Source organism: Thalassotalea sp. Sam97 (assembly GCF_041379765.1).
Classification (GTDB): domain Bacteria; phylum Pseudomonadota; class Gammaproteobacteria; order Enterobacterales; family Alteromonadaceae; genus Thalassotalea_A; species Thalassotalea_A maritima.
On record NZ_CP166919.1, the window covers coordinates 140090 to 152933 of the forward strand.

The window sequence follows — 12844 nt, forward strand, 5'->3', positions numbered from 1 at the left end:
GGTATTCTATGGGAAATCCCTTAAAGCTCTTAACAATAACAAGCCTCTATCCGAACTCTAGAAACCCTAATTTCGGGATTTTTATTCGTAACAGACTACTAGCACTGCGCCATTATCACTCGGATATTGAGCATACGGTTATAGCACCAGTTCCTTGGTTTCCTTGGCGCAATAAAATATTTGGAAAATATGCTGAGTACGCTCAGGTGCCTTCGGATGAAGTTGTTGATGGGGTTCATATATACCATCCCAAATACCTAGTTGTACCGAAACTAGGCATGATTTTTACCCCATTTTTCATGGCATTATCATTGATAAAAACAATGAGGAAAATTCACAAAACAGGTTCCTTATATGATGTTATTGACGGTCATTATTTTTATCCTGATGGCGTAGCTGTCGCAATAGTAGGCAAACTGTATAAGATTCCTTTTACGCTCAGTGCACGTGGTAGTGACTTGAACTTGTTACCTTCGTATTCTATTCCGAGAAAGATGATTCAGTGGAGTGCTAAATGTGCCGATCATTGTATAACAGTTTCTCAAGCATTACGTGATGTTTTGATAGGTTTAGGTATTGATAGAAGTAAAATTACAGTAATTCGTAATGGTGTCGATTTGAACTTATTCACGCCTTCGACAGATAGAGAGAATAATAGGAAATTATTAACCTCGAAAAAATTCATAATCGTGAGTGTAGGTAATTTAGTGCCATTAAAAGGACATGATTTAATTATTCGTGCAGTAGCGAAAATTGACGATGCACAATTATTTTTAATTGGCGAAGGACCACGCAAAGAAAATTTGCAAGCATTAGCTATAGCTGAAGGAGTGGCAGATCGCATAACTTTCTTAGGTCGGTTAAAACAGTCGCAAGTTGCAGAATACTTTCAAATTGCGGATGTCAGTATATTGGCATCAAGTAGAGAGGGATGGGCGAATGTTCTGCTCGAATCTTTAGCATGTGGTACCCCGGTTATCGCAACAAAGGTTGGAGGGAATCCTGAAATTATCGCTGATCATACTGTCGGTATCTTAATCGAGAGAGATTATAACTCCATAGTTGAAGCGATTCGACAAATAAAATCATACGGTTTGTGTCGCGATACCATTCGTAATTATGCTGAAAAATTTGATTGGCAAGAGGTATCTAATAAGCAATACCAAATATTTTGTAATTTGAGTGTATCTTCGAAAACACAATGTGTAAATATTGGAGTCAATAAGCCTGATAGAGAAGTTAACTCCGTTGTCGAGGATATAAAACATGATTGATAGTCTATTTTTGTTAGTCGATATAATAGCAATGTGTGTATTGTTTTGGTGGGGCGCGAAGGATGATACAGCTAGCGAAAATGAGAGTAATAAGCCTTGAGAGACCTAATCTTAGTTTTATTCCTATTTATTGCTATATATTTTGCTTTCATGCGACCGCATCTTGGCCTAGCTGCATGGGTATGGATTTCACTAATTGCTCCAGCAAACTGGGCCTTTGGTTTTTCGAGAGACTTTCGGCTTAGTTTTACTATAGGCATAGTAGTATGTATCTCTTATATGTTTATGAAAAATAAACCATCGATATCCTATAGTAAAATACATTTATGGATGTTGTTGTTTGGTTTTTGGATGCTTATAAGTACTATTTTTCATAATCAAGTAGATAGTGGTTTTGTTTGGGGTAAGTTTATTGAATTTTTAAAGATGTTCACACTATTTTGGTTGGTTTGTTTGATTTGTGATACTCCCAAAAAAATAGACACGATAGTTTGGGCAATCATTTTATCCATTCCAGCCTATGCTGGAATGGAAGCTGTTAAGTTTTTATTATCTGCAGGGGGACATAAAATTGTTGGTGTAGCTGGAATTATCGCAGATAGAAATGATTTAGCTGTAGCAATTAACATGTGTTTACCGTTAATTATTTACCTTATCCACAGAGTAAAATCTCGCTGGTTTAAAATAGGGTTAAGTATCTTGTTTATATTGAATCTGATAGCTATCATTGGGACATTTTCGCGTGGCGGATTTGTTGGCTTGAGCTTGCTACTTTTGTTTTGGTGGCTGCGTTCGAATTACAAAATGGCTTTATTAATTTTGGCGCTTATTTGTCTTCCTGTCGTGAGTCAGATTGCACCAGAAGATTGGAAACAGCGTCAAGCAACAATTCAAACAGCAACAACACAGGATGGTTCGTTTATTGGGAGGCTTTGGGCATGGAAGATTGCGACGTTAATCGCAATAGATGACCCGTTAACGGGGGCCGGCTTTAAAGGAACTTCGGACCCCCTTTTATGGAACCTATACGCACCAGAAACCCCTTTGTTTGGTTATATTGAGACCCCTCCAATACCTAGTCATCTTTTGCCTAAGGCTGCTCACAATATCTACTTTCAAGTATTAGCCACTAGTGGTTTTGTTGGGTTATTTATTTTTGTGATAATTTTGTGGAATGTGGCATTTATGGCATTTAAATATAAGAATTCACTTTTGCTCAACGCAATACTCCTATCAATGATAGGATATGGAGTTACGGGAATGAATGTTAGCCTAGCTTATTTTCAATTAGTGTATATTTTGTTTGCAATTGTTTGTGTAGTGAGTCGCTTTGAACAAGCCAAACTCAAACGGCATAAAAATGGCGCTGATTCATTTCTGTGTTGACAATAAGTTTTGCGCAAATCCAAGCCAACATGACAAACTGACTGTTAGTATAGCCTTAATCTTAATCTGTCAATATATCTTCTATGCTCCATATTTTTCTTTTTAGTGGTCGCCTATCCCTTCTTTCTAGATAAGAAAAAGCGTATGGAAGGAAAATACTCCCAGCCTCGGTATTTAAACAAACATATAAGGTAAGGTTTCAGCGCGTTAACTTTACTGTTTTTAAGCTTCTCCATCGCAACTAAATAATGATAGTTTGCCATTCGCTTTCTAATTTTTGTTTTTATTGAATGCGTAAGAGGGTACTTGAGCATTCGTGTCATTAGCTCTGGCAGTGCTTTATTGTAGCTGTTGGTTTTAGATAGTGATTCTTCTGTATTGTGGTATATAAATGTTGGTGTATCGAGTCCAATTATTTGATGCTGGTTATATGCCAATTTAAATGCGAGCCAAGTCCATTCAAAATATTGCATAGGTTTTTCGAAAAGTTCAATTCCCACTTTTTCGGAATCGAAAAGGTTATTACAGCTAGCTAACCAGTTCTGAATAAATAAGTATTCCATCGGATTCGCGCTTACGTTTGCTAAATTTTTATAATGCAAACTCCTTGTTGAGCCGTGATCACTATATCCGCCTGTTACGACTACAGATGCATTAGGATTGGCTCTCAAAGCTTTTAGCCGTATATCTAGGGCTCCAGGAAAAAATTCATCATCATCATCTAAAAAGGCAAAATATGGAGTTGTAACGTGCCGTCTCCCATCTAGGTGCGCGATTGGTAAAGAACCTATAGGGTTATAAATTACAGATATATCTTTTTGCTTCTTAAGGTAAGATAAGACACTGTTGTCATAGATCTTTCCATTTACCGCCGCTATGATTTTAACTGATTGCTTACTTGCCACGCGAATCGAGTTTATTGCTCGATTTATTGAATTGGCTCTTGCTTTTTCTGCTGTTGTAGGAATTATTACACTAATTAAAGTCATTGAAATTTTCCTTTTGATTTAGTCTATGAACTAAAAGGTTAAACTTTGTTGCTATATCCTTTTCTATACCGGCTTGCTTACCTGTTAAGTGCCAAATCAAAACAATACTAGATGTATAAGTAATGAAGCCGATAAGTATTTGTAAAAAAAGGTTGTATAGAGTCATGCTGTGGTCTATTAACTGGTATTGATAAACAGCATAGACCATGAGTATGCAACTGAGCGCCGGACGATAAACAGTATTTAATAGGTTTAATATTGAAAATGATAATTGGTTTTTTACTAGAATAGAGTAGTTAATGAAAGACGCAATAGCGCTTAAAATAATTGAGTAACATGCTCCCATTAATCCATACTCAGGAATTAATAGTATCATTGATATTGTTAATATAAGGGCTCTGAATAAATTTGCAGCAAATGTTACTTTAGGCAAACCCAAAGCAATGAACAAGTAACCGGCGTTAGACGTCAAGCATGTAATAATGCTCGTTAATGATATTGTTTGCATAATCGGTATAGCAGCTAACCATTTTTCACCTAATGCTACAGGAATGAAAATTTCACAGGTAATAGCTATACCAAAAGCACTTGGTAAGGCTAATAAGCCAATAAGGCTTATTGTATTTGCATAGGAGTGGCGCAACTCTACAGGTGAATTGGCTAACTTCGAATATACAGGAAATGTTGCTTTGTTTATCGGAGCGGCCATCTCAGTTGTTGGCAGTGAACCAAACTCATTGGCTATCGAAAAAACACCCGTGGCACGAGCTGAGATAACTTTACCAATAATTAAATCGATTGCTCTCGTATTTATATAAAACAAAATATTATTCGCAAGTAACCATTTGGAAAACGACAACATACTGCCGGCTTTTTTTAGACCTAATTTAGGCCGATATGGGTGCATCCAATAACTAATTATGACTTGTAGGACAGAGTTGAAAATCATCCCATATACAAGCGCCCAATAATTATTTAAGAGATATGCTGCCGTGAGTGTAAAAATAAAAGAAATTAGTTTGGGTGTAACTTGAAAACGGAGTTCTTTTTGAAAGTTTAGGTCTTGTTGAAACTCTATTACGCCAATATTTCTTAATCCGCTAATAATAAACATGCTTGAGATAGCGTAGATAACATCGACTATCCTACTGTCATCATAAAAAATAGCGATATAAGGTGCACATAAGATTAATGATATAGCTGCGATACAACTAAATAGCACGTTAATTGTCCAAACGGTATTATAGTCATCATGATGTTTGGTTTGGCGTTGAATGATTATTGATTCTAAACCGAATGAACCAAAGAGACAGATGAATGCATAAATTGCCATAGCGATAGCAACGATTCCGAAATCTTCAGGCTGCAACAGTCGAGCAAGGCATATTGAACTTATTAATCCAAGGCTTTTAATAATCAGCCTTGTAATTATCATTAGTAAAGAACCATTTACAATGTTCATTAGATACCTGTTGTTATTATAAATGAGGAGCCTGTGCGCTATGTTATTGAGTTGCCGCGCTGAGCTTTCTTTTTAGTCCTGACAGGGGATAATTTTGGCTGTAGGCTACATCAGCATGCTTTTGGGCTCTGCGCCAATCTCCCATATCGACAAATAGCAGACCTATGTTGTAGTTTATTTCTGGATGCCTAGGGCTTAGTGCTAAGGCTTCTAAGTACTTTTGCTTTGCTTTAGATAGAGCATCAGATTGATGATAATACATCGCAAAAAGCATCTTTGTTATATAATCCTTAGGGGAAAAGTATTCCGCACGTCGAAAGTAACACTCTGGTGTATAATAAGGAAAGCTCTGAGTGACTCGATGATCAAGCTTCCTCTTATTTCGTTGTGCCAACTTATTTAATGCAAAAAGACCAGGATGGAAATTGGGTATTGCGCGCAATGTGTAATCAATATCACCATAAATGGAACCCGTGGCTCCTTTCTTTAAGGAGGCTACGTCTTTAGTGAAATGATAATCTAGAACAATTTGCCAATCCTTTTGAAGGGCTTTGTTTGTATAATCATAAGGTCCTACGGCATTGGCTAACGCCTTGCCATTAATGATCCCGCAAGTAACATTGTCCCTATCGACTCCTAATGCACCAAAAGAGAGGGCAAATAATGCATACGAAGCTAACATTCTTTTCATTTTTATTTTCATGCGATCTGTTAAAAATGTGTTATAAGTAATGGTAGCTTTAACTATATAAAATGCTAATAACAATGAGAAAAAAATTATTATATGTTGCATATCATTACCCCCCTATAATTGGTAGTAGCGGTGTTCATAGAACAGTTTCGTTTGTCAAACACTTAGCTAAATCAGGGTGGGACGTTGACGTATTGACCTGTAAAAAGCTAGCTTATGACAAGGTTGATACAAAGCATTCTAAGCAAGAGCCAGCCTGTGCAAATGTGATTCGATGTTTCGCGTTTAATACTCAAAGACACCTGAGTATTAACGGCAAATACTTGAGTTGGTTAGCTCAACCGGATAATTGGCAGAGCTGGATTTTGACAGGTGTTCTCCGTGCTAGTGCTCGACTCATCAGAGTTAAAGTGGATCTCATCGTCTCATCCTATCCAATAACTTCGGCCCATATCATTGCGTATATTTTACATCGTATGTTTAAGGTGCCATGGGTCGCAGATCTGAGAGACCCCATGTTACAAGATGACTATCCACAAAATAAAACCAAACGAAAGATATTTAAGTGGATAGAAAGTAAAATTATTAAACACTGCTGTTTTGCTGTTGTAACTACGGAAGGTGCTAAGCGGCTCTATCAATCAAAATATCCAGAAATACCCGAATCATTCTGGAACCTGATACCTAATGGTTTTGATGAGGATTTAATCGAGTCGTTAAACCCGCATCAGCCAAATCAACCTAAATTAACCTTGCTTCACAGTGGATTAATATACCCTAGTGAACGAGATCCCTGTCAATTATTTGCAGCTATATCTTCAATGAAACATGATGGTAGCATTAGTTGCTCAACATTTGAGCTTCGACTTAGAGCATGTGGTCATGAGCACATATATCGTCCGATATTAAAAAAGTTAGACATAGAAGATGTCGTAAAAATAGGAGGTTTGATAACTTTTGCCGAAGCTATCAAAGAAATGCAAGCGGCATCTGCGTTGTTAGTGATACAGGCTGAAAACTGTAACTATCAAATCCCTGCTAAAGTTTACGAGTATATCCGTATTGGTAAGCCCATCTTGGGGTTAACGCCAAGTAAAGGTGACACGGGTATGCTGTTGTCAAAGATACCGCAAGCAATTTTGGCCCCTCTAGATGATACGTATATGATTAAAACAGCTATTTGCGAATTGATTGATAAGGTTAATACGGGAGCGTTTACATTTTTGAGTGAGCATGAGGTCAAAAGATATTCGCGGCAAAGTCAAGCACTAGAGTTTGATAAGTTATTGACTGAGGTTGTGTCCATACCTGAGGGCAAATTTTCATAGATTCGCTACTTTTGAATAATGAATCGCCACCAATAAGTTAGAAACTTCTTAATTTTTTTTGATAGCGTTTTTCATACTTTACTGGAGATAGTAGATCATTGAGACCATGCTTCCGCAGAAAACACTGCCAATCTTGACTGATCTACAGGCTACCTTGATGTAGTGGCATAGTTATTTTGGCCACCTAATTAGAGGATGTTATGATCCGTTCATAGCAATATTAGGTGAATTAAATGACTAAGAAGTCGCGTAAGAATTTTAGCCCAGAATTTAAATTAGAAACCGCCCAGTTGGTTGTTGATCATGGTTATACCCATGAAGAAGCATCCAAGGCGATGGGTGTAGGTTATTCAACCATTAGTAAATGGGTGAAACAGCTAAAAGAAGAACGTCAAGGGAAGTCGCCGAAGGCGACACCAATGACGCCAGAGCAACTCAAAATACGTGAGCTTGAGAAAAAATCGAACGCATTGAATTAGAGAAAGAAATATTAAAAAAGGCTACCGCTCTGTTGATGTCGGACTCATTGAACAATTCGAAATAATCGAAAAACTCAATAAGAGCCAAAAAAGCCAATATCCAGTGAAAGTGTTATGCGACGTATTTGGTGTTCATCGCAGCAGTTATAAGTATTGGCAACAACGCGATAAGTCTCTTTCGATTGAGCAACGTACGTTGATCAATAAAGTAGAAGAAGCACATGAGTTAAGCGGTGGCTCTGCTGGAGCGAGAACCATTAGCGAGATAGTCACTCAAGACGACAGTGACCTCACGTTGAGTCGTTACCGTGCCAGTAAGCTCATGAAAAAGCTTGGGTTAGTCAGTTGCCAACTGCCGCAGCATGCCTATAAGAAAGCATCGAAAGAGCATATAGCCATTCCTAATTTGCTCGAGCGACAGTTTGATGTTGTGGAGCCAAATCAAGTCTGGTGTGGTGATGTTACTTACATTTGGACAGGCAATCGTTGGGCGTATTTAGCGGTTGTAATCGACCTCTTCGCACGAAGACCTGTTGGGTGGGCCATGTCCCATTCTCCAGACAGTGAGTTAACAGTTAAGGCTTTGACGATGGCTTATGAGTTACGTGGACGTCCGCAAAACCTTATGTTCCATAGTGACCAGGGGAGCCATTATACCAGTCGTAAATTCAGACAAAGGTTATGGCGCTATAAGATAAAACAAAGCATGAGTCGCCGCGGTAATTGTTGGGACAATGCTCCAATGGAGCGTTTCTTCAGAAGTTTAAAAACGGAATGGATTCCAACAACGGGTTACAGTAGTTTCAAGGAAGCTAAGTTAGAAATAACGAAATATATTATTGGCTATTACAGCCAAGTCAGGCCACATCAGCATAATTTTGGTTTGTCGCCAAACGAGTCAGAAGAAAGATACTGGCAAAACTATAAAACTGTGGCCAATTTAACTTGACCACTATACTCTCGATAAAAGCGTTTTCTGTTATCACCTGACCAGACTGAATAAATTCCAGCTTCTATAGTCTTTTACCAAGAGAACTGAATGAAAATATGTTTGAGTATATAGGGGAGCTAATGATAAGAGCCTTGCACTTATTTTTATAGTAGCGGAGGTACCCTTTGAACGAGCTGGTCAGTATTTTCTTGTTAAAACATTGAAGGCCCCAAAGCTGTTGTTTGCAGGACATCCAATCCGCTTTATACTTATCATCTCCAGTTAAAAAATCAATATAGTTAATATTGTGCTTCAGTATAACGTGATTAACTAACTCAGCAGTTAAAATGCTTCCTGGACTTTGTTTAGTGTATGCGGGGTCGTGAGCAAGTTTATATATATGCGCTTTTTGACTAGATAGTATCCATGCTTGAGAGGCTATGGGGCAATTATTATGGTAAACGAATCCAAATACTAATTGTTCCCTTTGCCAAGCCTGATAATAGAGTTCATCTATAAATTCAGGGTAAGGCTCGTTTTTCTTCCAGCTTTTTAAATATACATGGTGATATTGGGCTAGATACTTGTAGAAATCTTTCTCATTAGTCATTTCTGGAATTACTATTTTAAACTGTTCATTTTTTAAAAGTTTACTTTTTTTTCGTCTTATCGTGTTTTTTAATCGCGAACCTCGTTTATTCCAGTAATCGTCAACGCTTTTTATATCTGGCTCATACCAATTAGTAGAGTGTCGATATGGGATGCATAAGAAGTTTGCACTGTCAAAAATGCTTTTGAAAAGCTTCAATTGTGCATCTTTTAAAGGTACTAATTGTATATATTTAGTCTTTTTAATTGATTGGATATCGAGGGATATATGGTTATTGATTAAAGATGATTGTTGTTCACATGAGTCTAAAAAATTGTATTCAGGTGTATAGTAGTTTGACATCGAATGTATAGTATTAGATTCAACATCTTGCACAAACATCGCGGCCAACTTCTTCTTTTCTATATCTACCATAAAGAGGGCTGGTTGCATCTTTGAATCCACTATATATTTTATAAAGATTTGATACCATAGTGGGGAGTTTAATATATTCTGTTCTAATTTTTCTGTCATGGCTAAGCTCTTATATTATTAGGTACTAAAGGAATATCTATAATCAAATTTCCGAGATTGAAAGGTTAGGCTCCAATTAAATTTTTTAATAAGCGAAGATGAAATTTTAATGGGGTTTTATCCCACGGGGTAAACCTCTTAAGCCTGTAGAAATTATCTCTTGATGTATTAACTCCCCAATCGGTAGATGTTGCTAACGAAAACTCGGCGTTTCTTACGAGTTGCATATCTGTATCTAAAAAGTCTTTTTCATATTTACCGTTTGGGTACGCAAAGGTATCTACCACGTCGCCTAAAATTGACTGTAGTATGCGTTTGCTTGTGATGATTTCAATATCGCTCGATTTTATGTCACCAGCAGCAAGAATAGGGTGGTTATGAGTGTGAGCACCAATGTCAAAACCAAGTTTGGCGAGGGCTTTGATTTCTTCAACATTCATCATTTTAGGCTTAGAATGGACTCGATTATCAGCCACAAGTTTATCAACGATAGCTTGTCTTTTTTCAACGGGTAAGTACTTTAAAGCATTAATAATCTTGGTAATCCAGTATCTTCTGTCCGCAATATTTAATAGTTTAACGACACCTTCACCTACAGCACTTAAATCGACATTCTGCTTACGCTCATTTATAAAAAGATCGATGATAGAGTCATTCCACATATTTTCACCATCGATGAATTTCGTGGCGATAAAGAATGTCGCATGCACTCCATGTGATTGTAGAATGGGAGCAGCTATATCTAGATTGTTTTTATAACCATCGTCGAACGTGACACATATACTGCCCCTGGGCAGTTTTTTGTTTTTCAAAAGGCTAACGGCTTCTTTCAAAGGCAAAGGCCTGAAGTAGTCCTTTACAAGTTGCATTTGCCAGTTGAATTCTTTCTTGCACGGTTCACTTGGTCTAAGTAGATCTTTGTGCTCAAGGACCTGATGGTAAATCAATATATTGAGTTTGTTTTTACTAAACAAGCAGTACGCTAAAAAAACAGCTTTGTGTATTAACTTTATGATTTGATCAGCCATAATTCCAAAACCAAAATTAACCAAACAAATTCTCCGTAATATTGTTCGCTACCCTTTTTGTGCTCGGTAAGCAGGTCATCAATGAATTCCGGCTTCAGGATATTACGTCGTTTGAAGTCCTCGATTTGTTGTAGTGCTAACTCTTGAAATTTGTGATTAGTTTTCAACCAATGCCCAAAAGGTAAACCAAAGCCATGTTTACTTTTAGTTAATGTTTCTTGAGCAAGAAATCCCTTACAGCTCTTTCTAAAAAAATGCCGCAATTTAAAGCCGGGTAGTTTTATTGAACTTGGTATGTCGCATGAGTAGTTGACAACATTTTTATCAAGGAACGGAAACCATGGTAGAATACCCGACATCTGGCTCGCTTCATTTACTTTGACGATGTCGTTATCTGCAAGTGTATACTTCCAATCAAGATAGAGAAGTTTCTCAACTAGATCATCGCTAGGGCATTGATCTAACCTCTGTTGTTGGGCATTTGTCGGTTGCTCGATATCGACCTGTTTTAAAAAGTCTGAATGAAAGATTCGCTCCGATCCAAAGTGATTTATAAAGTTATAAGACTCGATACGATTAACTAGTGGTAACTTAGCTTGCTCAATGTAACTGGCAACTTTTTTTAGCAAAGGTATCGATTTAGCCAGCTTGTTAATAAAAAATATATCGAAAATGGGTTTTATCGAGTTAGGTACAAATTGATATAAATGAAAAACTTTTTGCTTTACGTATCGCTCATTACCAGCAAAGATTTCATCTCCGCCATCACCAGCAATTAATGTCTTTATACCATTCTGAGCAGCATGTTTAGCGCAGAAATAGGTAGCCAAAGCAGATGAGTTACCAAATGGTTGTTCAAAGCCTTGAATCATTTCAACTAAGCATTCATAGGCCTCATCAGAATCTAGAAGCTTGGTATGATGTTGGGTATTAAACTTGCGTGCAGTGATCTCTGCAAATGGTGTTTCATCATAACGCTTTTCATGAAAACCTAGAGAAAAAGTTGGTGCCTCTTTTTGAGCTTGGCTTAACAAACCCGCTAAGGTTGAACTGTCTAAGCCACCACTTAAAAACGCACCGGTTTGTTTTGATAATGCAGGAGCCATAGCTTGTTTAAGTAATGAAAAACAGTGTTGAGGCTCTTCGTTGTACTTGTCCTTGTGAGTTGCATATGCTGGAGTATAAAGGATTTGTTCAACTACTTTCCTTTGCTCGTTTAATCGAGTCAAACATCCCTGGTTGCACTTATAAATGCCTTGATAAATTGTTTCGGGAGATGGAATGCAGTGAAAATAAAAGTAATTAAATATGGCCTGTTGATTCCAGCGAATTGGTTTAGCTATGTTCTTTGCTAGTTGCCGCAACGAATTAGATATTAATACATTATTGTTGGTGGCATCCCATGTATAAAATATTGGTACAGTGTTGAATAGATCGGTAATCAGAAGTAACTCATTATCATGGTATATGATGAGTGAAAATTGCCCTGACAATTTCGAATATAGTTGGTAAATATCGTGATCACATGATTGAAAGGACTTTAATATGTCTGATCTTGATGCACTTTTACCCTCGATTAATACTTCGCCAAACACACAAATGGGGTGAGCTTCATCGCATAAGTGTGTATCGCCGTTGGTGTCAAATATGTTGATTATAAAAGGTTGCTGAAACGAAGTTTGGGCAGCTGCATCCATAAAACTTAAAGCCATTATTCTTACTATTATGCTATTAATGTGTAGCTGCTTTTTTGATTAATGCAAGTTTGATAATTGACAGAAATGAAAGTAGTGAACACGTTAAGATATCGCAGATGCAATATTACTTAATCATATCAAACTACTTTTTTTTGTTTTTTATCTATAGTTATATAAGTTAATAACAATATTCAAAATGGATGACTTGTAACAATGCAATCTCAAATAATTCAACTGGTTAAGGTGGCTTTACCAACCTATAGTGATGCTCTTTGGGGCTTCGATACACCTATATTGGGGGCTCTACCGGAATTCGATTCAATGGCTGTTGTAACAGTACTTACAGCGATAGAAGAAGAGTTTGGTATTTTTATTGCGGATGATGAATTAAGTGCCGAGGTCTTTGAAACTATAGGGTCGTTAACTCGGTTTGTTGAAGCTAAAGTCGGATAAAAG

At 37.3% G+C, this 12844-nt stretch carries 11 protein-coding genes; 5 read left to right on the top strand and 6 right to left on the bottom strand.

The window, feature by feature from the left end; genetic code table 11:
• Positions 1 to 8 precede the first annotated feature (8 nt).
• On the top strand, positions 9 to 1274 hold the full coding sequence (locus ACAX20_RS00595) for a glycosyltransferase family 4 protein (protein WP_371187646.1): 1266 nt from the start codon (positions 9 to 11) through the stop codon (positions 1272 to 1274).
• A 96-nt stretch (positions 1275 to 1370) separates the two neighbouring features.
• Positions 1371 to 2660, top strand: coding sequence for a putative O-glycosylation ligase, exosortase A system-associated (locus tag ACAX20_RS00600; RefSeq protein WP_371187648.1), 1290 nt, complete (start codon positions 1371 to 1373; stop codon positions 2658 to 2660).
• A 113-nt stretch (positions 2661 to 2773) separates the two neighbouring features.
• Here the strand turns inward: ACAX20_RS00600 and ACAX20_RS00605 are convergent, their stop codons facing one another.
• From ACAX20_RS00605 to ACAX20_RS00615, 3 genes are read right to left on the bottom strand one after another with little or no spacing between them, the layout of a single operon-like run.
• A complete protein-coding gene (locus ACAX20_RS00605) occupies positions 2774 to 3649 on the bottom strand; it encodes a glycosyltransferase family 2 protein (protein ID WP_371187650.1) in 876 nt (291 codons plus the stop codon).
• Positions 3636 to 5111, bottom strand: coding sequence for a lipopolysaccharide biosynthesis protein (locus tag ACAX20_RS00610; RefSeq protein WP_371187652.1), 1476 nt, complete (start codon positions 5109 to 5111; stop codon positions 3636 to 3638). The genes ACAX20_RS00605 and ACAX20_RS00610 overlap by 14 nt, the downstream gene beginning before the upstream one ends.
• Positions 5112 to 5154: 43 nt before the next feature.
• The gene (locus ACAX20_RS00615) at positions 5155 to 5904 is read right to left on the bottom strand and encodes a tetratricopeptide repeat protein (RefSeq protein ID WP_371187654.1); all 750 of its coding nucleotides are present in this window, start codon (positions 5902 to 5904) and stop codon (positions 5155 to 5157) included.
• Between ACAX20_RS00615 and ACAX20_RS00620 the strand changes: the two genes are divergently transcribed.
• Positions 5877 to 7130, top strand: coding sequence for a glycosyltransferase (locus ACAX20_RS00620; RefSeq protein ID WP_371187656.1), 1254 nt, complete (start codon positions 5877 to 5879; stop codon positions 7128 to 7130). The two genes, ACAX20_RS00615 and ACAX20_RS00620, sit on opposite strands and share 28 nt — an antisense overlap.
• A gap of 233 nt (positions 7131 to 7363) precedes the next feature.
• Positions 7364 to 8558, top strand: a protein-coding gene (locus tag ACAX20_RS00625) for an IS3 family transposase (protein ID WP_371187658.1) whose coding sequence is annotated in 2 segments (ribosomal slippage) — positions 7364 to 7608 and positions 7607 to 8558 — 1197 coding nt in all. Because the reading frame shifts where the segments join, the coding sequence is not laid out codon by codon here.
• Positions 8559 to 8622: 64 nt separating this feature from the next.
• Here the strand turns inward: ACAX20_RS00625 and ACAX20_RS00630 are convergent.
• The 3 genes from ACAX20_RS00630 to ACAX20_RS00640 all read right to left on the bottom strand — a co-directional run bounded on the left by ACAX20_RS00630 (position 8623) and on the right by ACAX20_RS00640 (position 12403).
• On the bottom strand, positions 8623 to 9663 hold the full coding sequence (locus tag ACAX20_RS00630; RefSeq protein ID WP_371187660.1) for a GNAT family N-acetyltransferase: 1041 nt from the start codon (positions 9661 to 9663) through the stop codon (positions 8623 to 8625).
• Between the two features lie 65 nt (positions 9664 to 9728).
• A complete protein-coding gene (locus ACAX20_RS00635) occupies positions 9729 to 10691 on the bottom strand; it encodes a polysaccharide deacetylase family protein (protein ID WP_371187662.1) in 963 nt (320 codons plus the stop codon).
• Positions 10673 to 12403: an asparagine synthetase B gene (locus ACAX20_RS00640; protein WP_371187664.1), complete on the bottom strand. Its 1731-nt coding sequence runs from the start codon at positions 12401 to 12403 to the stop codon at positions 10673 to 10675. The genes ACAX20_RS00635 and ACAX20_RS00640 overlap by 19 nt, the downstream gene beginning before the upstream one ends.
• Before the next feature lie 198 nt (positions 12404 to 12601).
• Here ACAX20_RS00640 and ACAX20_RS00645 point away from each other — a divergent pair, with 198 nt between their 5' ends.
• On the top strand, positions 12602 to 12841 hold the full coding sequence (locus tag ACAX20_RS00645; protein ID WP_371187665.1) for an acyl carrier protein: 240 nt from the start codon (positions 12602 to 12604) through the stop codon (positions 12839 to 12841).
• Positions 12842 to 12844: the final 3 nt, after the last annotated feature.